Raw genomic sequence first — 21,655 nt, 5'->3', positions numbered from 1 at the left:
GCGTCATCAGAAAGTCAAAGCTGACATGATAAAAAAATCACGAATTATGGACAGTTTCAGTTGCATAGCCCGCTCAATGGGTTACACTGTCCATAAATCATGGACAAAAGTACCGCCCCTGTTCGCTTTTTCGGCTATGCCCGGGTCTCGACGGTTGGTCAGACGCTCGAGGCCCAGCTCGAGGAGCTGCATGCCGCTGGATGCACGACCGTCTTCCGCGAGAAGGTCTCCGGCGCCAAGGCCGACCGCCAGGAGCTGATGAAGCTACTTGCCATCCTCGTCCCAGGCGACGAGCTGGTGGTCACCCGCATCGACCGCCTGGCCCGCTCGACCTTCGATATGTTCGCCATCGTCAAGCGCATCGTCGATGCCGGCGCACGCTTTAGGTCGCTCGCTCAGCCCTGGGCCGATACCGACGACAGCACCGGCCGTCTCATGCTGGCGGTGCTTGGTGGCTTGGCCGATGTTGAGCGGGATCTAATCAAAACCCGCACGGCCGAGGGCCGCGCCCGGGCAAAGGCGCGGGGCGTGAAGATGGGAAGAAGGCCAAAGCTGACTGCGGCACAAAAGGCCGAAGCCCTCGAACGCCGGGCTAACGGCGAAGCCCATACGTCGATCGCACGCTCGTTCAACGTCAGTCACCAAACCATTGCGAGGCTGCAGCCATGACGGCGCAGCTCAACTTCCTGGACAGACTGGTCGCCTCCCTGCCGCCCCGGCTCTACCTCTGCCGAGTTGATCCTAAGCAGCGCATGTCCCGCTTCTAAGTCCTGGCGATCGAGCCCACCCTGTTCGGCGGCTATTGCCTCGTGCGCGAATATGGCCGGATCGGCCGTGGCGGCCGAGTGATGCGGCAATTCTTTGAAACGGCCGACGCGGCCGTGGGGGAATTTACCCGACTTCAGCGATCGAAGGAGCGCCGCGGATATGCCTGACGACGTAGGCTGCTGCATGGCAATTTCATTCGATCTGAATAATGCTGCTGTCTCGCAGTTCGACAGAGGACATTTACGCTTCAATATCGCACGCATCATCAGATAACATTTATAGTTGATTATCGAATACTGTTTGGCTGCACGTGACTTGGTGGCCACGACTGAATTTTCTCAATTCTGCTGAAATCCATTGGGAACCGGGAGGTCTACAGTCGGGTTTGAGATCAAGTTTTCGTTAATCCGGAACATTGGCACCGGGCAAGTTTGTGAGCGTGATGGCGGATTCTGCTCGAGGTCTTGATGCTGCATCGCCAGGCGAAATTCCACCTGCGGGGTGGAAAGACGTTTTATGGCGCATCTACCAAGAGATCAGCGATGACCGCGTCATGCTTATCGCCGCGGGTGTAACCTACTATCTTCTTCTGGCCATGGTTCCGGCTTTATCCGCTCTTGTATCCGTCTACGGCCTATTTGCTGATCCCTCGACGATCCAACAACAGATCTCGATGTTGTCCAGTTTTGTTCCCGGGGGCGGGATGGACATAATCGGCGAGCAACTTACCCGCCTGAGCCAGCAAGATAATGCGACGCTTGGTGTGACATTCGTCATTTCTCTTGCCCTCGCTTTATGGAGCGCCAATGCCGGAATGAAGGCGCTCTTTGAAGCGATGAACGTCGCTTATGACGAACATGAAGAGCGCGGGTTCGTCAAACTGACCCTCATCTCGCTCGCCTTCACTCTCGCGGCTGTGGTGAGCGCAATCCTCTTCATTGTGGTCGTGGTTCTGCTGCCGATCGTCCTTGAGTTCGTCGGGCTCGGCCAATCGACCGAATGGCTCGTACGCATCGCAAGTTACGTGGGAATGGCGGTGGTCGTCTCCTTGGCTGTCGCCTCGCTTTATCGCTGGGGACCGTGCCGGGCAAACGCCCAATGGAAGTGGATCACGCCCGGCGTCATCCTGACCATGATGCTCGTCATGATCGTGTCCGTGCTGTTCTCCTGGTACGTCGCGAACTTTGGCTCCTACAACAAAACATACGGTTCGCTTGGTGCCTTAATCGGCTTCATGACCTGGATCTGGATTTCCTCGACAATCCTCATCATCGGGGGGGAACTCAATTCCGAAATGGAACATCAGACCGCCCGGGACACGACAACAGGGCCCGAGCGTCCATTGGGGCAACGCGGGGCTTACATGGCCGACCATGTTGCAGGTGACGGACGACGCGGTTCGGACCGGGAGCAATCCACTCAAGACAGAAAATGGCAGGAGCCGGCTTCGCGGCGACCAAAGCGCGTATCTGCCGGCACGTTGGCGCTTGCCATCCCGGCAACGCTGCTTTTGGCAGCTATGCAGCGAAGATCGAAAACGTCGTAGCCCTTCTGTCGTTGGTCAATGGAATCGAAGAGACACGTTTATGAACAGCATCATCTATCTCATCGGCCTGATCGTCGTCGTTTTGGCAATATTGTCCCTTCTCGGGCTCAACTAAAGGGTTTAACCGATGATATCCGAACCATCGTCTACCTCCTCCGGCTCTGAGGGAACGGGCCAAGCTCAGGATGATCTCGAACAAGCGAAGGCGCGAGGAACTGAAGAATTCGAATCTGCGAAAACGGAAGCGCGCAAGGCCACTGACTCCTTCCGTGATACGGCATCAGACCTTTCGGAACGCGCAAGAGAGACAGCCTATGAGCAAGGCGAAAAGGGCAAGGAAACCGTCGTAGGAGGTCTCGAAGACTTTGCCGCGGCAGTCCGCAAGGCATCCGACGAACTCGGCTCGCGCGATCAATCGATGGCTTCTCAAGTCGTTCGCGAGGTCGCGGGCGGTCTGGAGCAGGCATCTCGGACCATTCATGGCAAGGATATCGGCGAACTGACCCAGTCAGTTGCGCGGTTCGCACGCGAGCGTCCCACGACCTTCCTGGTGGGAGCCGCGCTGGCCGGCCTCGCGCTCGGCCGGTTTGCCCGTGCCTCGAGCGAGCACAACGAACGCGATTACGCCAGTGATCCCGGGGGTACCGAACGAAGCGACATGGCCCACCAATCTTCGTCGCGCGGTTACACCTCCCCCTCACGGTCAGCGGCAATGCCAAGTGATTACCGTTCGACCTACCGAGAGCAGCTTCGACCGGCCGAAGGAGCGTACCCGGCGGCTCGCGATCCGGTCACAGGCACATCACGCCACGGCAGCGATGATCTGGGTCAGACGGACGGACGCCCGAAAGACACTCTCGCAGCTGCGAAAGCCGCGACACCCCCACCCACCGCAAAGCCCATTTCTTCGACTAGCAATCCTCTCAAGGGCGAAAACAATGAGCGCTGATCCCAAAGAACCGAGATCGCTTCCGGACCTCGTGGTTCACGCTCTGCGGGAAACGAGCGAACTTGTCCAAACCGAAACGCGGCTGATCCGCGCGGAGCTTTCCGAAAAGGTCACCCAGATTGAAGTCGCAGGCGGATCGCTTGTTGCCGGGGCGATTTGCCTGCTGGTGGCACTGATTACCCTTACGGCCGCCCTTGTGACTGCGGTCTCAAAGATTGGCGAGCCTGACATCGGACCTGGATGGGCATCCTTAATCGTCGGAGTCGTCATCGCGGTGATTGGCGTCGTCCTTCTCATGAAAGGCAAAAAGGATCTTGAGCCCGGTAAGCTGATGCCGAACCGTACCGCCAACCAGCTGAGCAAGGATGCCAAGCTCGCGAAGGAGCAGACACGATGAGCACCGATACCGATCGGCTGGAACGGGAAGCCGAAAGCCACCGCGCAAGCCTCGATTCGACCTTTGACGCGATCCGCGATCGCCTATCCGTCGGACAGATCGTCGACGAGTTTTCAGGCTATCTGAAGGAAGGCCAGGGCGCGGATACCGTCAAGAACCTTGGCCGTCAGGTTCGCGACAACCCGCTAGCATTGGGATTGGTGGGAGCTGGCCTTGCTTGGCTTTTCCTTGGAGATGGAGCGCGCAGTAGAGGCCGCGAAATGTCCGATCGCTACAGCCGTTGGCGTGAAGATCGAGAATATGATCGCTTCGATGAAGCCTTCCCACCACATGACCGCGATTTCAGCGATGAGCGACCAATAACATCTGGTCGGTATCCCACACCTTCGGCCGCATCAGCTTCTTCTTATGCGAGCCCTTCGAGCGAACCATACCCTCCTACTGACTCATCAGCGCAATCAACGAGCGTGACTGGTTCGTCCGGCTCCGGCATCGGCGGAAAAATATCCGAGGCTGCAAGTTCAATTGGGACTGCCGGTACGAGCGCAGCGTCCAGCGTTTCGGAGAGCGCCAAGAGCGCTGGCGAAACCGTGTCAGGCGCGGCCCGGTCAGCTAGTAATGCAGCTCGCCAAGGTTTGCATGATGCTACTGACACCATGTCCCATGCAACGTCGTCGGCAATGGACAGCGCGAGGCGGACAGGTCGGAGCGCCTACCGTGCCGGATCTCGAGCGCAGCGCAATCTAGCGGATCTCGTTCATGACGAACCGCTCGTGTTCGGAGCAGTTGCACTCGCGATCGGCGCAGCTGTTGGCGCGATGCTGCCTGCGACACGAACCGAAGACGAGTGGATGGGCGAGACGCGAGACCATCTACGCGACGAGGCGTATGAACGAGGCCGAAACACGCTGCAGAAAGCTGAGGCTGTGGCTTCCAGAGCCTACGAGGCGGCAAGCGATGAAGCCGAGGGCAAAGGGCTTAAGCCGAAGGCTTCGCAGCACGACGAAACCATTGCCGAGCGGGTTTCCGACGTGGTCAAGACCGGCAAGGATGCCGTTAAGAGTGAAGCGAAAGAGGAAGGCTTGTCTTGAGTCATTGCGATAAGCCAAAATTTGCCTGTATCGAACGGGCATACATAATTGTAGAACTCAGGTAAAGAGACCTGAGATCTTTCGAAAGGACGGAACTTATGGCCCATAAATTCGAGATATATAAAGACAAGTCTGGCGAATTTCGTGTTCGCTTCAAATATAACAGTGAAGTAATATTTTCGACAGAGGGCTATAGCTCAAAATCCGGCGCACAACGAGCGGTAGATTCAATTAAAAAGCATGTCCCTGATGCCCCAATTGAAATGTTAGAATAAGTTGTTGACGCCCGCGCATATGCTTGGTCTGGTGGAAAACTCGCGTACAACGCAACGATTATTCGCTCTGCAAATCTAACGCGCCTCATTCAATCTGAAATCTGGCAGTCCACCGTTCGTAGTCTGAAACAAAATCTAGCAATGTTTCAGACTACTGCCTTTTGCATCGAATTCTCCGTAGTTGCTCCCATGCGGGGTAGTCCACCCCGCTTTGCGGAACGCGGATCGCGGAAACGATCGTTGCATGGAGTTCGTGCGCCTCATGCACCAACTCTCGGTCTTCGAGATGCTCCATCTTCTCGACGAGAGCTTTCGCCTGGGCTTCGATCACTCGCAGCATAGTTTCCCCACGCTATGGCTGAAATACAAAGGGCTAGCGAAGCTTAGCCGGTTCCTTCGGCGTGTCATCTGGTTTTTTATAACCCCGCTGAAGAGGTCAGCTTCGGGCAAGGGGTTGATGTCCTGGCCGACGGCGGCGCGGCGGCCGTTCTCGAGTACGGTCGCGCGTTGGGCATTGGGCGTTGGTGTTGAGAGTCATGGTGGGGTCTCCCGTTGATTGCTCTTTGCCCTGACGGGCACGGGAGAAAGCGCACGCCGGCTTCAGTTCGGCAGTTCTGCCCGGCCTGGTGCAGGTCAAGGCATGAACGGACAGATGCCGGCGGGCAGACACGACCCTGCCAAGGGGCAGCGAGCGCCGAAAAGCAGCATGCTATTCTTCACAGGCCATAGCCGGCCCTTCTGAGTTGCAATCAAGACGGCCACCCGGCTAGCATCCCGTTCAGCTGGGAGCGGGGTTATGGCGAAGACAAAAACTGGCAACACAATCGACGCTGCGGTCGGCGGCCGTATTCGTATGCACCGGCTTGCGCAAGGCATGAGCCAGACCGCTCTGGCGCGCGCGCTCGGCGTGACCTTTCAGCAGGTGCAGAAACACGAAAAAGGCACGAACCAGATCAGCGTCAGCCGGCTGCAGAAGGTGGCGGACGTCTTCGACCTGCCCCCCAGCGCATTCTTCGACGATGCGGCCGCGTTAAAAATTGACGCCGGCGGGCTGGCGTCCTTCGTCCAGTCTCCTGAAGGGCTCGAGCTCAACAGCGCTTTCGCTACGATCTCTGATCGCGATGTGCGACGCGGCGTCGTGCGGCTGGTCGAGGCGATCGTCAAAGACGCGTCGGCTCAAGCGACTGGGGAATAAAGGACATTATCATATATATAAGGATGCTTTCATCGGAAGCTCACATAACGACAGCTCTGCGCCGCCCATGCCGGTCATCCGTAATGCACTTTCGAGCTCCGAAAAGCGGACATCAAGCCAGCCACTCGTTTCGGCGGCTGTCCGCAAGTCGTCGACACTCTCCCTTTGCGCAATCGGGATCAAAACCCATGGATGACGAACCAATCTGGGCGCCGTCTGGAGAACCAGAAATAGATCCGTCTCAGCTTACTAGATTTGTACTTGCAAAATATAAGGGGCAGGTTATTCCGGTCAAAGCGAGAATGCCGGCGAGGGGATGAGATGCATAAACATGATCCGGCTCGTCAGATCAGCTTCATTCAACAAGCCCTGTCGCAGAACCGCAAACCGATAGGCTTCTTCCTAGGTGCGGGGTGCCCGCTGTCGATCCGCGTCAATGAGCGGGAGGAAGGCGGAAAGACCGTAACGGATCCGTTGATCTGGGATGTGGCGGGGTTGACGAAGGTGATCGCGCAGCAGCTGTCCAGCAACGACGCCGCCAAACCGTCGACATGGGACAAGATCGTTGCGATCGTGACCGATGACGGCGGCGATGGTGGTAATATTGAGCTCCTGCTAAGCCGCATCCGCATGTTCGCAAGCGTCGCCGGCAACGGAGACGTACGTGGACTGACGGCCGCCGAGCTCATCGCCCTCGACACGAAGGTCTGCGACGTAATCTCTAAAGAGGTCCGTCGCGAGCTTCCGCTGAAGGACAGTCCCTATCATAACCTTGCGATCTGGAGTCGTTCGATCCGTCGCGAGCGGCCGGTCCATCTCTTCACGACCAACTACGACCTGTTGATGGAGCAGGCGCTCGAGGAAAGCTCAGCGCCCTATTTCGATGGCTTCGTCGGCGCGCGAAAGGCCTTCTTCGACCTTGGCGCGGTCGAGGATGAGGGCTTGCTGCCGCCGCGCTGGACGCGGCTTTGGAAAATTCACGGCTCGCTTAACTGGCGTCTCGAAGGCAAGACCGATGTCGTGCGCAGTGACGAGAAGACCGACAAACAGAGCTATCTTATCTACCCGTCGCATCTGAAGTATGATCAGAGCCGCAAAATGCCGTATCTCGCGATGCTCGATCGCCTGAAGGCCTTCTTGCTCGCGCCCTCGTCGCTGCTCTTCATCTGCGGCTATTCGTTCGCAGACGAGCATATTAACGATGTTATCTGCCGCAGTCTCGAGGCCAATCCGACCGCGCATGTCTTCGCTTGCGTGTTTGGTGAGCTTGAGTGGAAGAACTACAAACTCGCTCGCCAGTGCGCCCTGGCGATGCCTAACCTGAGCCTTCTCGGGTTCGACAAGGCGATCGTCGGCCGTACGCTCGGTGAGTGGTCGAGCGAAGGGACCGATGATCTCGCGCTGCCGTCCAGCATCCTCGTGAAGGATGGCGACAAGGTTACCCTGCGGCTCGGGGACTTCGCCGCGCTCGGCACCCTGTTGCGTGGTCTTTCGGGTGAAAGGATAAGCGATGATCCGGCCTGACGTTGCCGACCGGGCGACCGTCATCGGCACGGTCCAGGACGTCAGCGGCACATCGGTCAGTGTCACTTTGACGTCGGACCGCTTCTCGGGCCTGAGCTTTGTTCAGGGCCAGGGACACAAGATCGGCCAGATCGGTAGTTTCGTCAAAATCCCGGTCGGTTATGTCGATCTCTACGGCATTGTTTCGCAGGTGGGGGCAAGTGCGGTCCCCGAGAAGGCGGCCCTCTTGATGCCCAACGGTCTACGCTGGATGACGATCCAGCTAGTTGGCGAAGGCTATCGAACGGGCCGGTTTCAGCGCGGTATCTCGCAGTATCCAACTTTCGAGGACGAGGTCCATCTCGTCTCCGAGGCCGATCTTCAGGCCATCTATGGCCAGTCGGACATGCAGAACCACCTTGTCCGCGTCGGTCATGTCGCGGGTAGCGAGTCGATTGATGCGCTGGTCGACGTCAACAAGCTGGTATCCCGTCACAGCGCCGTGGTGGGGACAACTGGGTCAGGCAAGTCGACGACGGTCGCGGGACTTTTGAATGTCTTGTCAGACGAAGGCCGTTTTCCGTCGGCGCGGATCGTCGTGCTTGATCTCCACGGCGAATACGGCAAGGCGCTCGGCGATCGGGCGAACATCTTCAAGATCAGCCCCGACGTCCGCTATGCCAACGAACACCGGCTGTGCATTCCCTTTTGGGCGCTGAGTTTCGACGAGTTGTTGCGGGTGACGTTTGGGAGCCTTCCACCTGATGGCAAGGCTCGCAATATCATCCTTGAGGAGATACTCGCGGCCAAGATCGCGAGCCTCGCAGTCCAGCCCATCGATGGCGTGGACCCTGCCAGCATTACAGCCGACAGCCCGGTTCCCTTCTCGCTCAACAAGCTATGGCACAGCCTCTATTGCCGGGAATTCGGTACCTATCTCAGTGCTGGTGGCGCGAGCCCAGCGGATCAAGCTAACTGGGCCTATGAACTTGACGCCTCCAACGCGAAAATCGTGGGTGATGCCCAAGCGGGCATTCCGCCACGTTTTCGTAAAGTCAAAAGCGTCGCGAACGACCCGGAGAAGATCAACTGGCTTCCGGACGTTCTCAACATCCGGGGACCGCTCGAGGCGTTGGGTGCTCGGCTCCGCGTCGCCCGTTACGACTTCTTGCTGAAGGCGGGGGACTGGCATCCAAGCCTAGACGGCAAGACGACCAAAACGCTCGCTGACCTGGTCGAACAATGGCTCGGCAGCGATAAGCCAATCACTATCCTCGACTTGTCGGGCATCCCTTCGACTGTGACGAACGATATCATCGGCAACATTCTGCGCGTTCTCTACGATGGCCTCTTTTGGGCCCGGAACCTGTCGGAGGGCGGACGCGAGCGTCCGCTGCTCGTCGTGATGGAGGAAGCGCACAGCTATCTTGGCGACGACGGAAGCAGCGCGGCCTCGATTGCGACGCAGCGTATCGTCAAGGAAGGTCGCAAATATGGGATTGGCGCGATGATCGTCAGCCAACGCCCGGCTGAGATCAACCCAACAATCCTGTCGCAATGCGGGACCTTCTTCGCGATGCGGTTGAGCAATTCCACCGATCGCTCGCACGTGACCAGCGCGCTCTCGGACAATCTTGATGGTCTGACAAGCATGTTACCTGTGCTGCGCACGGGTGAAGCGATCATCTTAGGTGAAGCGGTTCGGTTGCCGATGCGTACCATGATCCAGGCGCCGCCCCGCGATCGTCGTCCCGACAGCCAGGATCCACTCATCTGTGATGAGGTCGCACCCGAAGAATCGATGACGCCGGGCGGCTGGAATCTGAAGGCCCATGTCCCTGCGGATTATCGCTATTTTGTCGAGACCTGGCTTCAACAGAACCCAGTTCTTACTCCACAAAAGAAGGAATGACACACATGCCCTGGCACGAATTCGCTCCCTTTACCTCATCGAACATAGCGGCAATCCGCTATGATGAGGATCAACTGCTGCTCGAGGTCGAGTTTCTCAACGGCAGTCGCTATCAATATTATGAGGTGCCGCCGCAGATCGCCCAGGCCCTAGATCAAGCCGGATCGAAGGGGGAGTTCCTGGCGGCGTCCATCAAGGGTCACTATCGTTACAGCCGGGTCTGAGATGCCACTTGTCAGCCTCGATCAAAAAAATAGTCGTGTTCATTTCGGTGCCTTCGAGGTCGACAACAAAATCCTGTTTGGGTTCTTTAACAAGCTCGCCGCCGCGGATCGCGACGAGCAGCTCCATAAAGCCCTCTATATCGGCGTCCTCGCGCTTATGGAGGACCGACTTTCAAGCTTCCTCTCGCGAACCGCGAACGAGCTCGGCACCGAGCTTGAAAGCCTAAAGCTCATCTTCGACATGAAGAAGGAGCTATTTTACCGGTCGGCGGTGAAGGGCGTGCTTGCCGAGGCCGATATCGCCGACTTCCTGTCGGAGTTTTTCGATCGCCAAAAGATCAACGACAGGATTGAACTGACTGGCGATCGCGCCGGTACGATCCGCCGCAACAAGACAGGCGACATTGTCTGCCATCTGGCGGGCGATAGCGGCAAGCGGATCGCGATCGAGTGCAAATTCGACAAGAGTATCCGCCTAGGGGACATCCAGACCAAGGACGTCTTTACCAAAAAGGCGGATACCGCCTGGAGTCAACTGCTGGAAGCGCAGGCCAATCGCGACGGTCAAGCCGGGATTATTGTCTTTGACGCCTCACTCGTCGACAACAGCATCCTTACTGCTGTTCAGGATCTAAAGTTCGTGCCCGGGATCGGGCTAATCGCGATCATCGATTCCCAAAAAGGTGATTATCGCAACCTCGCCATCGCTTACATGCTGGCGCGCGATATCGCGCTCAACGCGAAAACCATGGAGCTTGACACTGACGTCCTCAAGATCATCGTGAACCGGTTGATTAAGGACGCTCGCGATATGGCGCTGGTGAAGCATCTCATTGTGGCTAATATCGACAACATGAGGCAAATCCTCGCGCAGGTGGAGAAAGGCATTCTACTCGCCGAGTTCAATCAGCGATATCTCATCAAGTTCCTAGCCGATGGGACACTCACTAAGGAGGATATGCTTGCCTTCTACGCTGGAGAAGAAGTCAAGGAACGTTTCAGTCTGGTGGAGCGAGAAATAGCAGATCTTTGCTCATGATGCGGGCGGTACACTTTTAATTGCAACGTCCCGATCAAGGGGATCGCTCTCACTAGAGCAGGTAAAGTCCAAATTGCAGTCGTTCTGTCTACCGTTCGAAGCTTAGTTCACGAACGGCAGGTTTCAGCATCGCGCACGATCAGTTTGGAGTGCTTAGACGAACAAGGCTGCTGCGTCCCGATTTTTTGCCCGCGACCGCCCGGTCCTCTTGAAGCATACGCAAAAAGGACCGCCAAGGGAGAGCCTCGCGGATCGCTACGGTTCAGTCTGTGTATGAGGAACAGCAGCTATCAGCCTTGTTTGCCTGCAAGCGGACGGTCTCCTTTCGGCCCATTCTAGATATCCCTGCAGGAGAACCATACCGACCACGGAAACGGTTAAGCGGTTGGGCAAAAACCGTCCTTCGCTTTCCCAGTCAAAATATCGGTTCATTGTGAGAACGGTCGTATCAATATCGGCCAAGGCGCAAAACCGTGCGCTTGATGCACAAATGTTGTCTTGTGGGTTTGGGGCGGCTATCTTTGTCCCATGCCCAGACTCTCGATCGACATCACCCCTGAAGAGCATCGCAAACTGAAGGCCATTGCCGCCCTCAGCGGTGAGAGCCTGAAGGATTACGTGCTGAAGCGCGCCTTGGGTGAAACTCCGGGGATCGACGCCATGAGCGATGACGAGGCGATCGCCGCTCTGGCGAATTTCCTCAAGCCCCGGATCGAGCAGGTGCGCCGGGGCGAGCTGTCCACGAAGTCGATGACCGACATTCGACGTGAAGCGCGTGCAGAGGCCGGACGCTAACGAACACCATGCCGTCCTATGATCTTACGCTTGCCGCCGAAGCGGATTTGCGCGGCATCTGGCGCTATACCTTCGAAACATGGGGCCTCGACCAGGCCGAAACCTATTTCGATCGAATTGAGGCATGCTGCGAAGCCGTCGGCGACAAGCGGGCGCGATCGAAAACCCTCTGCGGTCTTCCGGAGGGCGTTCGTCTCCACCGCTGCGAACATCATTATCTCGTCTTCCTGGACGAGGACCGGCCGGTCATCATTGCCATCCTGCATGAACGAATGGACTTCATGCAGCGGCTCAAAGACCGGCTTTGACAGGCGCCTTCTGCCATCATGCCCGATCTTGTTGGCGTCTTGAGAGAGATCGCCGTTATTAAGTTCAGTTGGTGAACGACCGTATGCGCCAGCATCGAGCCAACCGTCGAACTGGCGCTTGCGGAACATTTGCATCACCTCAAAGCCTTTTAGTCTGGCGCATCATTTAACGGCTCCACCCGAGGTCATCGCGCTCAATGCCACGGCTGCGTTCGATCGCCCGTTGGCGCTCTCGCTGCTGCGCGTCGATCTGAATTTCTCCTGCGGTCACGCTATAACGGGCGATGGAGCGCAAAGCGTCAATTGTCTGAGCTTTATCGGCAGCGATACCCGGCAACGAGACGGCGCGACCTTCGACAGGGAACCGCTTTTCCGCCTCGCCACTCCAGATCTTGAGCTCGTTCCATGCGTCAGGATTTTTTTGCAGATGCAGCCTCACTTCGCTGGCACGATCAGGATACGGCAGATCCCATGTCTTGTAGATCGCGACTGCGAGCTTTCCGGCACGATCCGAAAGACCCGGAAGAGCCACCTGTTGCGCTTCGCGCCACACTGTTTCGCGACGTTCCGCGGCTCTGAGGTCTTGAACCAAAGTCGTCCCCAGAAACTCGACGTGCGAGGCGACAAGGCTGAGTTTGCCGAGCGCCGACTGACGCTCTGCATTCGGCTTCATAAAGATGGTTCGGCTCCCGAGAAGAGCGCCAAAGGCTTCGGGATTGTCCCGAACGAGGCGACCGGTCGTCTGAGCTTCTCCACTGATCGCGGCGTCCCAGAGCCGTTGCCCGATACCTTCGCCGTCGCGCCAGACGCTGCGAGCCAACGTTAACAGCTCATGATGTTCCCCAACGAACCGATGGCTGGAGAGGACAGACCTGCGAGCTGCTTCTTCAATCGTATTCGGCCATTGACGAATAGCAGGCAAAAGGTCGGGAAGATCGCGCTTGGCAGCCTGGGGCGCGACGCGCTCGACCGTGGTGTTGTGCGCTTTCTGCGGTACTTCGCTACGCCCCGTAGGAGCTGGTGACTCTGTCTGTCTTGGAGGCGATGGTTCCGCAGCTTCAGCCGTCACCATCGGGTCTAGAGTGCGACGGTAGTCCTTCTCGACACGCTCCGCCTCGCGCTCTGCGCGGTGGCTCGACTGGATCGCGTGAGCGGTCTCGAGGAGACCGACATCGTAGGCAGCGCGAGAGACGGCATGGACCGCCTTCCAGTTCGCCTCGAGGGAGGACCGGGTTTGCGGATGAAGGTCCGCAAGAAGCTTGTCGGCTTTCTGATGGTCGAAGTCCCGGCCGATCGCAACGACGCTCGACGGTACGACGATCGCCTCGACGTCCTGGCTCCAATTCAGAAGCCTCTGGGACATGGGCGTGCGATGAAGCGCGTTGTCAGCCGCGTGAAACGCATCACGGCGCGCATTGCCCTCATGCCCCATGGCAGCCGAATGAGCTTGCACATGATCCAACCGCTCGATGACGCCGGCGAAGCGCTCGGGGAGTGCAGGAACGAGCGGTGCGCGCGCTTCGGCCAGACGATCGGGAACGACGATATCGTCCTTCGACGGCGCTCCGATACCGACGAGCTCGCGCATACTCTGGGCAAACCGGTCGACCGCTTCTCGAACGTCACGCGGATCGGGGAGCCCGCGCGTTTCACACCAGGCGGACAATCGCTCGAGCATGGTCTGATGCTTGGTGACGGCGATCTCATCGCGCGTCCAAGCGTAGTCTCGCGACGCTTCGTAGTTCAGCGTCGTGTCTTTCAGACCATCGCGGATGAGCCGTGCGTGGATCTCGTCATGGTTCGGTACGGTCTCAGACCAAGGCGGGCGGAAACTGTCGTCCGCAACGTGCATCGTCACAGCCTCACGGTGTCGCGTCATCGCGACATAGGTGAGCTGGGCATCCATCATGCCGATGGCGAGAACATGGATCCGATCGAGCGTCGCTCCTTGCGTCTTGTGGACGGTCAGCGCGTAGCCGTGATCGATCGAATTGTATTCCTCCTGGCGGAAGGAAACCGGCTGCGGCAGATGCTCGACATCGACGACAAGCTGTCCCTTCTCGGCCTCCGTAACGGTGCCGACCGTGCCGTTCTTGATCCCGAGCGTGCTATCGTTTTCGAGGAAGACGACACGGTCACCGACGGCAAACCCGCGAGGACCGCGTTTGGTGATGAAGGAATGATCCTCGGTGAGACCGCCATCCTGTTTGATCGCCTCGCGGGCCATCTGATTGAGCGCGAAGACGTCCTTGTTCGTGTGAGCAAGCATGACCGTATCGGCGGTCGCCTGCCAGTCGCTGTGCCACCCATCGATCACCGCCGAACGGGCCGACGCGCCATCGTCATGATGGTGAACATGACCGTTCTCGACATAGGCTTCGAGGGCACGACCGGCGTCCCCGCGGCCGAATGAAATCGCAGCCTCCGCCTGCCATTCGATCTGCTGGCGTCGAACTTCCGTGAGTTCAACGTAGCCGACCGTTTCGGCAATTGCGCGGAACGCCGCGCCGGCTCCGATCGGTTGCAGCTGACGGCTGTCACCGATGATGACGAGCTTCGCTCCCCACTCGTCGAGCTGACCGACGAGACGCTGCATTTGGTCCGACGCGACCATGCCAGCCTCGTCCAGAACGAAGACGTCGCCCTTGTTCAGATGATGATAGCCATTCGCCCAGGACAGTTCCCAGGAGCCGATCGTGCGTGAGGCTATTCCCGCCGATTGCTGCAAGCCTTCCGCAGCCTTTCCGGCGAGCGCAGCGCCTACGACCTGACGTCCATCCGTTTCGTAAATTTCGCGAACGGTGTTCATTACGGTCGACTTGCCGGCACCGGCATAACCGACCATCACGGAGAGACCTTCAGGACCCGTCAGGCGATCAATCGCGGCTCGCTGCTCGGCTGTGTAAGCGAACCCTTGCACGCACTCGACACGGTCCAATGCGTGACCGCGATCGGATGCATCAACGGTAAAACTGGCGTCGTCCGCACGCGAGCGCGTCGACGCGATCATCGCGGCTTCGCGCTCGAACATTTCGACGGTCGTGTACCGCGCGCGTTGCACCACACGGTCTGTCTCGGGATCGTGGATTTCGCTTTGAACGACGACGAGATTTTCGAGCGCACCGACCCTGAGACGCAGCGTCTCGAAGTCGTCGCCAGGCCCGGCATAGCGATGGATGAAACGCGCGATATCGCGATCGTCGAAGGTCGCCTGATTGCGCGTCAGCTCCCTGACGACGATCGAAGGATCGGCCACCAGATTCTCGAAGGTGGCCCTACGACGGTCCTCGTCCTGGAGCACAAGTTCGGCTTCGATCCCGCGCTTTTCGATATCATTGGAAGGGCCATGATGAAGCGTCGGCTCGAGGTCTGTTATGCCGCGATCCTCATGCGATCGATGATCGACCCGCACCTCGTGGCCGTTACGCGCGAGAGCGAGATTGACCTGCTCCGCCCACCCTTCACGCCAAGCATACAGCTCGTCCTTTTGGGCCGCCCACTGCCGCGTGACGAGCTTACCCTTAGCGGTCCGTAGGGGATCACCATTCTCATCCAAAACGGGGATGGACTTCCGTCCGAACCCGTCTTCAGTCAGCGGCGCGACCGTCGTCATCATGTGCACATGCGGATTGTGCATGGCGCGGTCGGGATGGTGAAACGCCCAATCGGCAACGTAGCCTTTTGCGGTTACGTGCTCCGCGATGAAGTCGCGGATCAGCTCGACATTTTGCTGGTTGCTGAGTTCGCTCGGGAGAGCGAGCGTCATCTCTCGAGCGAGGCGCGCGTTCAGACGCCGATCCGATACGTCGACCGTATTCCACAGCATCTCGGAAGCTTTGACCGCTGCGGGTCCGTCAACACGCGGATCGGGGCTGTCCAAGTCGATATCAAGTCGAGTTCGGATCCACGCTGGGGCATCGGCTGGCAACGATAATTCGGAATGAACCGTATCCTTCTTCCGCGAATAGTCTGCCCTGCGATCACCAAGAGCGACGTCCATCGACGCTGAATGCCGATAGGCTGCGGAATGAACCGGAGACTGACCGGCACTGCGCTGAATAAGCGATTGTCTGAAATGAAAAATCGCCAAATCGAGCGTCCGCGAGTGAGACTCCAAAGGCCGTTCAACGGCCGTTCTTCCGTCCAGTGACGGAGGATTTAGCAGAAATCCTGTAATTGCGCCATTGTCAAAAATGGACGCTGCTGCGGTCTAGCCGTATAATGTTGCGCGCAGGCATCGATCGACGGTGAAAGGCCGACAAATGAAAGTAGGCGCCGTCAATCGCGGCGCGTATCGTTATGCAAAACGATTGCCCAACAACGATGCGCTCGATGACCGATGCGGTGAAAAGCCGGACGATTTTTTGCCGTCAGATGGTGCTGTTGCAGACGGACATAGGGAAAGGATTGGGCGAGCAAGAAAGGCATATTCGGGTGAACGGCACGAGAGACCTATCGCTTCCATCTTTCGCTCGGCGAAGACCGGATGGAGGGAGGCACGCAGCGATCTGGTGACGCTCTTTCGTGGCTGATCCTGCTCCGGAGGCGTCGATCAAAGGGGCGCTGAGCAACGCGGATCAGATCGAATACGGCTAAGCGATAACGCGCTTCTCCAGGCGTCATTGAGGGCTGCGCTGACGCCCGTCATAATCGCCGACTCTTGATCGTCCGGCAGGCAAAATGACTCGTCCTGTTTGGAGCCTTTCCCGATCTTGCCTGGCCCCCTTGATGTATGGGTTCGCTCTTGCGCCAAAGCCGATTTTGACTCGCTCTGGCGCCGTCAAACCAAGATCGAGAAACTTCAGAAGGACGACCGATGATCGAGCGAACACACGACCCGGAAACGATCGAGACGCTGCTGTCCCGGGCTCGCAAACAACGCCCGTGGCAGATCATGATGGTGGGCGAGTGGGATGAAGCGCACTTCGTCAGCAAAGCGACGAAGCGGACATTGGAAGAGATTCTCAATCTCTGTCCGAACGTACCAGCCATCACGCTGCGAGGTCCGCATGGATACGCTCGTGTCAGCCGCGACTTCCCAGACGGAAACGAAGCCTGTGTGAACAAGTTGATCGCCCGAATTTTCAGGGACGATCCGCATGTGACTGCGATCGAGTTACCCGGGCATACGGCGACACCGAGCGAGCCCTATTGGTCATCGACCGGCAGGGCCAGCGCGGCGATTGCGGCAGCGCGCGACGCCGGCGTCATCACCGCCGAGGAAGCCATCCAGAAGCTCGAAGATCTTCGTCGAAACGACGCCGATAAGGGCACGTCCGACGTTCGAGCTGAGACCGGAGAAATTGAGAGACAGCCATCCGGTTTAGGACAAAACAAGAAGCGATCCAATGGTGAATGACGACGATACGAATGAGCCGCGAACGGGCGGTGCAGAAGCCGCCGACGCGATGGCGCTTTATCGGCGGTTCCTGAACGGCGACCCCGGCACCTGCGTCGTGACGGTCAAGGAGGGTTGCCATGCCTTCTCGACCGGCGACGAGATCAATGCCACCTACAGCTCGCGCCACGACACCGACCATTTCGTCTGGCTGACGCCCGACCGCGACCCCGTCGGCTTTATCAGCGACGAGCGGATCGACGATCTTCTGAACCGACGCGCCATCGCCCTGTTCGCGTCCGATATGGGACCGATCACGGTATCGGATCCGGACACGGCGGCGGCTGTCGCCCGTCTCAAGGCCGAGCGGAGACAGGCGGTTCTCGATCTGCCGACAGACAGCGATCAGCGTGTCGGGCTCGATGCCGTTCGCACGCTGCCGCCTGCCCTCAGCATCGAACTGGAACCGATGGTCAAGGACGGACCCGTCTCCCGTCTTTCCCTCGCCGACGCGGTTCTTCCGAAGAGATGGGGATGAGCATGCGGCGCAACGGGTCTCGCGGCTTGCGCGCCTGAGAATTGGAACCAGACGGACCGGCCGATGGGCTCGGCCGGTCCGCTTCAAGACGGTGCCTATCGCAGGCGGCCGATAATCCAGAAGGCGGCTGCGCAGAAGCAGAAGCCACCAAGGATGACGAGCATCGTCATCAACCAGGAGAGCGGCTCGGTTCCGAAGACGGTCACTGCCCTGAACGGCGCAAACACCAAGCCCGCGATCAGCAACACGATGCCCGCATTGCGAAACAGCCGGGAGAGTAATAGGATCTGTTCGTTGGACATGGTCTCACCTCTCCGCGCCATCAGCGCAGTCCCTTCAGCGTCAGATGTGCCAGACAATGCAGCCCGACGCCGAGGAGGATGTAAAAAGCCCCAATGGTCAGCCAATTCGCCGGCGGCAGGAACGCCCGGCCGAACGGGATCAGAAACGGGGTGATCAAACCGATCATCGTGATCCGCACAGCGATGCTGTTCAGGAACCGCGCCCGATGATCGAGCCGGCGGTTCACGACCTCGTAATGCGTCATGGGAAGTCTCCTTCGACGGACCGGCAAGAGTCTCTCTCACCTTAGAAGCCCGTCACCGGGCGCTCCCTTCCCGCTTCCTCTCTGACCCGGTATCGAGGGCTCCGCTTCGGGCTGCGATAAGAAGCCAACCGCATTCGCGCTTTCATGCCTTTTGACGGCATGGCTGCCCGCAGATCGTCTATCCGTCGATCGGCGGGCCGTTGGCCACATCCACCTCAATCAATATTCCAGCTGATCGCGGGATAGAGATCCGGATCGGGATCGCCCGCCTGCGAGCTCGACAACCGGTTTGAAACCGGCTTCGGAGCGACATCCTGGACCATGTGCTTGGGAAAGCGGGCCCAGGCTTTGCGGATCCTTCGCTTGTCAGGACTTATGTTGAAGAGCCTTACCCCCTTATCCGCGAAGTGGTAGATCCAGCCTGTTTCGAAGGTGATCGCCATCGGCCGCGTCTGCGCCTTGTCGAGAATGGAAAGCCGCGGCATCACAGGTCCGTCCCCGTAGTGGTCGGCATGCGATGCGACCCATGGATCAGGCAGGATCAGACGCTTTTTGCGTCTCGGGTTTCCCAAATGCAGATGCGTCGGCTGTCCAGCTTGTCGGATGAAAGGAGACTGCCCGAGGGTCGCAAGCCATCGGCTGAGCGACGGATAGCGCTTGGGGCACTCCACTCCGTGCCAGAACTGCATGTGGGTCGAGAAGCGCTGAACGATGTTCCCTGTCTGCCCCACATAGACGGGCAGATCGATGACAGGGTCGCAGATCGCATAGACGACGAACGGCGCATCCTGAACCAGAACACTGGCGTCCATGGTGTCCGGAGAACGGTCAGAGGACCGAGGGTGAAAGACATAACGTCTCTCCTGAAAGGTGTTGGAAACACCTCTCGTCCCCTCTCTCTTCCTCTTCGGTACGCAGCCAGATGCGTCGCGGCGCGCGAACCGTTATTCTGCATCGGGTATGACCGCGACGCGCGCTGATCCTCCCGGCCTTGCCGTAGAGCATGGCGATAAACGCCAGCTACACCACGTCGTGGGACACGATCCGCCTTCGTAGAGAGACACCCAGTTGCCCAGGCTATGGATCATGTCCGATCTTCATATGGAATCGGTACCGTTTCCGGATGCTTTCGATCCCGCTTTACCCGACTTTGATGTCCTGGTCGCAGCGGGCGACATCTGGCAGGCCGATGTACGACGCGGACTGAAACTGCTCACGACCCTTTCGGGCGGTAAGCCGGTCGTCTTCGTCATGGGAAATCACGAGCATTGAAAAGGCGTTCTATCCCGCGACCTTCGCAAGGCGAAGCAGCTTGCCGAAGAAGCTGGCTTGATCCTGCTCGATGGCGAGGTTGTCACCGTTGCCGGATGCCGGTTCGCTGGAGCCACCCTCTGGACCGATTACCGGTTGGCGGGCGAACTGGCCGATATGCATGCCCCGACCGGCGAGCCGATCGCTATGGCAGGCAGGCCAACCTGCCGCCCGTTCACCGTCGGCGATGCCGAAGCCATCCACGCCAAGGCGAAATCACGACTTTCCTCGATCATTGCGGCCGATAACAGTTCTTTCCCCCAAGTCGTCGTGACGCATCCCGCACCCCATCCCGATTGCTTGCCGGGAAACGCACGCGGCACATGGGCGGCCGGAAACTGCGCCTCTGATCTGTCAGAGCTGACCGACAGTGGCCGAATAGCGCTTTGGATCCATGGCCATATCCATACGAGCATCGACATGACGCGGCCGAACGGAACGCGTATTCTATGCAACCCGGCTGGTCCGATGTTCTCCAACCCCAATTTCGACGACGGACTGGTCGTTGAACTTGAGGCGTAGTTTTGAGGCTGAAACCGCTGGAGTTCAATTGCGAGGGGGGTGCGTGAAGTGAAATGCATGTCTTTCGTCATTCCGCTCATGGACGAGTTTTCCAGAACGTCTGACAGCCTTTCGATCGTCTCTGAATGACAGTTGTTGCGTTTATTTCGTTTAGTGCCTACCTCTCGAGTGAACAGGGAGAGAGGCGATGACGATACCGGCAGTGTCGACTGAGAAGGAGATGGACGGGCGCCTGCCCTCCATGAACGAGCAGGAAGCTGCAAACCAGCTGCGCAAGATCCTGGCGGCTCAGGCTGGCGGCGATGCGAACCTGCATGTCCTCGACGAAGACAACAGACCCATCGAGATCACGCTCACGCCGGGTCTATCGAACCTCCTGATGGAATTGCTGCGGCATATCGGCAGGGGCGATGCCGTTACGCTCGTGCCCGTCGAGCAGTTGCTGACCACCCAGCAGGCGGCAGACATTCTGAACGTCTCGAGACCCTTCCTGATCTCGCTCTTGAAGAAGGGTGAGATCGAATATTCGATGGCCGGCAAGCATCGCAGGATCAAGGCCGAAGCCCTCTTTGCCTACAAGGCTGAGAGAGGGGAAAAGCGACGACAAGCTCTGGAGAGCCTTGCCGAGATGGATGCGGAGTCTCTGTAGGCGTGTTCGCCAACCGGTTCACCGCCCTCATCGATGCCTGCACGCTCGCAGGCGCTCTGCCGCGTAATTTGCTTCTCACACTCGCGGAAGCCGAGTTCTTCCGCGTTCGCTGGTCGGCAGAGATCATGAGGGAGACCGAAAAAGCCATCGAAAAGATACTGGCGAGCAAAGGCGTAGCAGATGCCGCGGAACGGGCAGCGAAAGCGTGTCAGTTCATGCAGAGCGCCTTTGAAGAAGCGATGGTCTCGGAGTTCGAACGGTTCCTGCCCGCCTGCGCGGAATTGCCTGATCCTGGCGACAGGCACGTCCTTGCTGCCGCCATAAAGACGCAGGCTGCCATCATCGTCACCGAGAACCTTGCGGATTTCCCACCCGATTACGTGGGTCGGTTCGGTATCGAGGCCCTATCTGCGGACACCTTCCTGGCAAGCACCGTGGCGCTCGATGAAGGAAAGGCCGTGGCTGCCATCCGCACCATGCGAATGAGAATGAAGCGCCCGGAAAAGACAGCCCGCCAACTCCTGTGGGACATGGACGCCGCCGGTCTCACTGAAACCGTGGACGTGCTCAAAAGCTATGAAAAGTCGCTCTGAGGCACTGTTCGAATTCGGACGAGGCCGCGACTGGGCTCGCGGACGTTATGGGGAAATAGCGGCCCGCGAGACGTGAAGGAGGAAAGGACGAAGGCCCCTCGAAACCAATCGCTTCCATGAGTCCAACCCGTTCAAAAACGGAACGGATTCCAAAC

26 protein-coding genes are annotated in these 21,655 nt (G+C 58.5%); 21 read left to right on the top strand and 5 right to left on the bottom strand.

Annotation, left to right across the window (positions count from 1 at the left end):
• Positions 1–99 precede the first annotated feature (99 nt).
• Positions 100–669: a recombinase family protein gene (locus J6595_RS19760; protein ID WP_209596952.1), complete on the top strand. Its 570-nt coding sequence runs from the start codon at positions 100–102 to the stop codon at positions 667–669.
• Here J6595_RS19760 and J6595_RS23000 read toward each other — a convergent pair.
• Positions 639–1,094 carry a hypothetical protein gene (locus J6595_RS23000; protein ID WP_425342186.1) on the bottom strand — a complete coding sequence of 152 codons (456 nt, stop codon included), beginning with the start codon at positions 1,092–1,094 and terminating at the stop codon, positions 639–641. The two genes, J6595_RS19760 and J6595_RS23000, sit on opposite strands and share 31 nt — an antisense overlap.
• Positions 1,095–1,210: 116 nt before the next feature.
• On the opposite strand from J6595_RS23000, the gene J6595_RS19750 reads away from it, so the two are divergent.
• The 13 genes from J6595_RS19750 (at position 1,211) to J6595_RS22995 (ending at position 12,002) form a co-directional block, all read left to right on the top strand.
• Positions 1,211–2,314 (top strand): YihY/virulence factor BrkB family protein, encoded by a 1,104-nt coding sequence (locus J6595_RS19750; RefSeq protein WP_209596973.1) that lies wholly within the window; start codon positions 1,211–1,213, stop codon positions 2,312–2,314.
• Between the two features lie 127 nt (positions 2,315–2,441).
• Positions 2,442–3,263: a F0F1 ATP synthase subunit B family protein gene (locus tag J6595_RS19745; RefSeq protein ID WP_209596951.1), complete on the top strand. Its 822-nt coding sequence runs from the start codon at positions 2,442–2,444 to the stop codon at positions 3,261–3,263.
• A complete protein-coding gene (locus J6595_RS19740) occupies positions 3,253–3,660 on the top strand; it encodes a phage holin family protein (RefSeq protein WP_209596949.1) in 408 nt (135 codons plus the stop codon). Before J6595_RS19745 ends, J6595_RS19740 begins: the two co-directional genes overlap by 11 nt.
• Entirely contained in the window at positions 3,657–4,751 is a 1,095-nt protein-coding gene (locus tag J6595_RS19735) for a DUF3618 domain-containing protein (RefSeq protein ID WP_209596946.1), read from the top strand. The genes J6595_RS19740 and J6595_RS19735 overlap by 4 nt, the downstream gene beginning before the upstream one ends.
• A gap of 98 nt (positions 4,752–4,849) precedes the next feature.
• Positions 4,850–5,026, top strand: coding sequence for a YegP family protein (locus tag J6595_RS19730; RefSeq protein WP_209596944.1), 177 nt, complete (start codon positions 4,850–4,852; stop codon positions 5,024–5,026).
• Positions 5,027–5,270: 244 nt separating this feature from the next.
• Positions 5,271–5,582: a hypothetical protein gene (locus tag J6595_RS19725; protein ID WP_209596942.1), complete on the top strand. Its 312-nt coding sequence runs from the start codon at positions 5,271–5,273 to the stop codon at positions 5,580–5,582.
• 240 nt (positions 5,583–5,822) lie between these two features.
• Positions 5,823–6,221 (top strand): helix-turn-helix domain-containing protein, encoded by a 399-nt coding sequence (locus tag J6595_RS19720; RefSeq protein ID WP_209596940.1) that lies wholly within the window; start codon positions 5,823–5,825, stop codon positions 6,219–6,221.
• 321 nt (positions 6,222–6,542) lie between these two features.
• Positions 6,543–7,745: an SIR2 family NAD-dependent protein deacylase gene (locus tag J6595_RS19715; RefSeq protein ID WP_209596938.1), complete on the top strand. Its 1,203-nt coding sequence runs from the start codon at positions 6,543–6,545 to the stop codon at positions 7,743–7,745.
• Positions 7,732–9,636 carry an ATP-binding protein gene (locus J6595_RS19710; protein ID WP_245198883.1) on the top strand — a complete coding sequence of 635 codons (1,905 nt, stop codon included), beginning with the start codon at positions 7,732–7,734 and terminating at the stop codon, positions 9,634–9,636. Before J6595_RS19715 ends, J6595_RS19710 begins: the two co-directional genes overlap by 14 nt.
• 5 nt (positions 9,637–9,641) lie before the next feature.
• The gene (locus J6595_RS22665) at positions 9,642–9,860 is read left to right on the top strand and encodes a KTSC domain-containing protein (protein ID WP_245198881.1); all 219 of its coding nucleotides are present in this window, start codon (positions 9,642–9,644) and stop codon (positions 9,858–9,860) included.
• A 1-nt stretch (position 9,861) separates the two neighbouring features.
• On the top strand, positions 9,862–10,899 hold the full coding sequence (locus J6595_RS19705) for a hypothetical protein (protein WP_209596936.1): 1,038 nt from the start codon (positions 9,862–9,864) through the stop codon (positions 10,897–10,899).
• A gap of 528 nt (positions 10,900–11,427) precedes the next feature.
• Complete coding sequence (locus J6595_RS19700; protein ID WP_209596933.1) at positions 11,428–11,694, top strand: antitoxin; 267 nt, start codon at positions 11,428–11,430, stop codon at positions 11,692–11,694.
• Between the two features lie 8 nt (positions 11,695–11,702).
• The gene (locus J6595_RS22995) at positions 11,703–12,002 is read left to right on the top strand and encodes a type II toxin-antitoxin system RelE/ParE family toxin (protein WP_209596932.1); all 300 of its coding nucleotides are present in this window, start codon (positions 11,703–11,705) and stop codon (positions 12,000–12,002) included.
• Positions 12,003–12,168: 166 nt separating this feature from the next.
• On the opposite strand, the gene traA is transcribed toward J6595_RS22995, so the two are convergent.
• Positions 12,169–16,092 carry a Ti-type conjugative transfer relaxase TraA gene (gene traA, locus J6595_RS19690; protein WP_209596930.1) on the bottom strand — a complete coding sequence of 1,308 codons (3,924 nt, stop codon included), beginning with the start codon at positions 16,090–16,092 and terminating at the stop codon, positions 12,169–12,171.
• 172 nt (positions 16,093–16,264) lie between these two features.
• Here traA and J6595_RS19685 point away from each other — a divergent pair, with 172 nt between their 5' ends.
• The 3 genes from J6595_RS19685 to J6595_RS19675 all read left to right on the top strand — a co-directional run bounded on the left by J6595_RS19685 (position 16,265) and on the right by J6595_RS19675 (position 17,878).
• Positions 16,265–16,534 carry a hypothetical protein gene (locus J6595_RS19685; RefSeq protein ID WP_209596928.1) on the top strand — a complete coding sequence of 90 codons (270 nt, stop codon included), beginning with the start codon at positions 16,265–16,267 and terminating at the stop codon, positions 16,532–16,534.
• A 284-nt stretch (positions 16,535–16,818) separates the two neighbouring features.
• The gene (locus tag J6595_RS19680; protein ID WP_209596926.1) at positions 16,819–17,361 is read left to right on the top strand and encodes a hypothetical protein; all 543 of its coding nucleotides are present in this window, start codon (positions 16,819–16,821) and stop codon (positions 17,359–17,361) included.
• Positions 17,351–17,878: a hypothetical protein gene (locus J6595_RS19675; protein WP_209596924.1), complete on the top strand. Its 528-nt coding sequence runs from the start codon at positions 17,351–17,353 to the stop codon at positions 17,876–17,878. The genes J6595_RS19680 and J6595_RS19675 overlap by 11 nt, the downstream gene beginning before the upstream one ends.
• Positions 17,879–17,973: 95 nt before the next feature.
• Here the strand turns inward: J6595_RS19675 and J6595_RS19670 are convergent, their stop codons facing one another.
• The 3 genes from J6595_RS19670 to J6595_RS19660 form a co-directional block, all read right to left on the bottom strand.
• Positions 17,974–18,180, bottom strand: coding sequence for a hypothetical protein (locus J6595_RS19670; protein WP_209596922.1), 207 nt, complete (start codon positions 18,178–18,180; stop codon positions 17,974–17,976).
• Positions 18,181–18,200: 20 nt separating this feature from the next.
• Complete coding sequence (locus J6595_RS19665; protein ID WP_209596920.1) at positions 18,201–18,425, bottom strand: hypothetical protein; 225 nt, start codon at positions 18,423–18,425, stop codon at positions 18,201–18,203.
• Between the two features lie 215 nt (positions 18,426–18,640).
• On the bottom strand, positions 18,641–19,237 hold the full coding sequence (locus tag J6595_RS19660; RefSeq protein WP_209596918.1) for a GIY-YIG nuclease family protein: 597 nt from the start codon (positions 19,235–19,237) through the stop codon (positions 18,641–18,643).
• Positions 19,238–19,511: 274 nt separating this feature from the next.
• On the opposite strand from J6595_RS19660, the gene J6595_RS22655 reads away from it, so the two are divergent.
• The 4 genes from J6595_RS22655 (at position 19,512) to J6595_RS19645 (ending at position 21,500) form a co-directional block, all read left to right on the top strand.
• A complete protein-coding gene (locus J6595_RS22655) occupies positions 19,512–19,697 on the top strand; it encodes a metallophosphoesterase (RefSeq protein ID WP_245198879.1) in 186 nt (61 codons plus the stop codon).
• 57 nt (positions 19,698–19,754) lie between these two features.
• Positions 19,755–20,258 carry a metallophosphoesterase family protein gene (locus tag J6595_RS19655; RefSeq protein ID WP_245198877.1) on the top strand — a complete coding sequence of 168 codons (504 nt, stop codon included), beginning with the start codon at positions 19,755–19,757 and terminating at the stop codon, positions 20,256–20,258.
• A gap of 187 nt (positions 20,259–20,445) precedes the next feature.
• Positions 20,446–20,907 (top strand): helix-turn-helix domain-containing protein, encoded by a 462-nt coding sequence (locus tag J6595_RS19650; RefSeq protein ID WP_209596916.1) that lies wholly within the window; start codon positions 20,446–20,448, stop codon positions 20,905–20,907.
• Positions 20,908–20,909: 2 nt separating this feature from the next.
• A complete protein-coding gene (locus J6595_RS19645; protein WP_209596914.1) occupies positions 20,910–21,500 on the top strand; it encodes a PIN domain-containing protein in 591 nt (196 codons plus the stop codon).
• Positions 21,501–21,655 lie beyond the last annotated feature (155 nt).

It is taken from the genome of Jiella mangrovi, assembly GCF_017815135.1.
Taxonomy (GTDB): domain Bacteria; phylum Pseudomonadota; class Alphaproteobacteria; order Rhizobiales; family Rhizobiaceae; genus Jiella; species Jiella mangrovi.
This window is presented reverse-complemented; position numbering and strand designations above follow the sequence as displayed.

Excerpts from the sequence above, each read along its gene's own strand:
- J6595_RS19760 (WP_209596952.1), top strand. The coding sequence starts at position 100 with ATGGACAAAAGTACCGCCCCTGTTCGCTTTTTCGGCTATGCCCGGGTC.
- J6595_RS19750 (WP_209596973.1), top strand. The coding sequence starts at position 1,211 with ATGGCGGATTCTGCTCGAGGTCTTGATGCTGCATCGCCAGGCGAAATT.
- J6595_RS19745 (WP_209596951.1), top strand. The coding sequence starts at position 2,442 with ATGATATCCGAACCATCGTCTACCTCCTCCGGCTCTGAGGGAACGGGC.
- J6595_RS19740 (WP_209596949.1), top strand. The coding sequence starts at position 3,253 with ATGAGCGCTGATCCCAAAGAACCGAGATCGCTTCCGGACCTCGTGGTT.
- J6595_RS19735 (WP_209596946.1), top strand. The coding sequence starts at position 3,657 with ATGAGCACCGATACCGATCGGCTGGAACGGGAAGCCGAAAGCCACCGC.
- J6595_RS19730 (WP_209596944.1), top strand. The coding sequence starts at position 4,850 with ATGGCCCATAAATTCGAGATATATAAAGACAAGTCTGGCGAATTTCGT.
- J6595_RS19725 (WP_209596942.1), top strand. The coding sequence starts at position 5,271 with ATGGAGTTCGTGCGCCTCATGCACCAACTCTCGGTCTTCGAGATGCTC.
- J6595_RS19720 (WP_209596940.1), top strand. The coding sequence starts at position 5,823 with ATGGCGAAGACAAAAACTGGCAACACAATCGACGCTGCGGTCGGCGGC.
- J6595_RS19715 (WP_209596938.1), top strand. The coding sequence starts at position 6,543 with ATGCATAAACATGATCCGGCTCGTCAGATCAGCTTCATTCAACAAGCC.
- J6595_RS19710 (WP_245198883.1), top strand. The coding sequence starts at position 7,732 with ATGATCCGGCCTGACGTTGCCGACCGGGCGACCGTCATCGGCACGGTC.
- J6595_RS22665 (WP_245198881.1), top strand. The coding sequence starts at position 9,642 with ATGCCCTGGCACGAATTCGCTCCCTTTACCTCATCGAACATAGCGGCA.
- J6595_RS19705 (WP_209596936.1), top strand. The coding sequence starts at position 9,862 with ATGCCACTTGTCAGCCTCGATCAAAAAAATAGTCGTGTTCATTTCGGT.
- J6595_RS19700 (WP_209596933.1), top strand. The coding sequence starts at position 11,428 with ATGCCCAGACTCTCGATCGACATCACCCCTGAAGAGCATCGCAAACTG.
- J6595_RS22995 (WP_209596932.1), top strand. The coding sequence starts at position 11,703 with ATGCCGTCCTATGATCTTACGCTTGCCGCCGAAGCGGATTTGCGCGGC.
- J6595_RS19685 (WP_209596928.1), top strand. The coding sequence starts at position 16,265 with ATGAAAGTAGGCGCCGTCAATCGCGGCGCGTATCGTTATGCAAAACGA.
- J6595_RS19680 (WP_209596926.1), top strand. The coding sequence starts at position 16,819 with ATGATCGAGCGAACACACGACCCGGAAACGATCGAGACGCTGCTGTCC.
- J6595_RS19675 (WP_209596924.1), top strand. The coding sequence starts at position 17,351 with ATGGTGAATGACGACGATACGAATGAGCCGCGAACGGGCGGTGCAGAA.
- J6595_RS19670 (WP_209596922.1), bottom strand. The coding sequence starts at position 18,180 with ATGTCCAACGAACAGATCCTATTACTCTCCCGGCTGTTTCGCAATGCG.
- J6595_RS19665 (WP_209596920.1), bottom strand. The coding sequence starts at position 18,425 with ATGACGCATTACGAGGTCGTGAACCGCCGGCTCGATCATCGGGCGCGG.
- J6595_RS19660 (WP_209596918.1), bottom strand. The coding sequence starts at position 19,237 with ATGGACGCCAGTGTTCTGGTTCAGGATGCGCCGTTCGTCGTCTATGCG.
- J6595_RS22655 (WP_245198879.1), top strand. The coding sequence starts at position 19,512 with ATGTCCGATCTTCATATGGAATCGGTACCGTTTCCGGATGCTTTCGAT.
- J6595_RS19650 (WP_209596916.1), top strand. The coding sequence starts at position 20,446 with ATGACGATACCGGCAGTGTCGACTGAGAAGGAGATGGACGGGCGCCTG.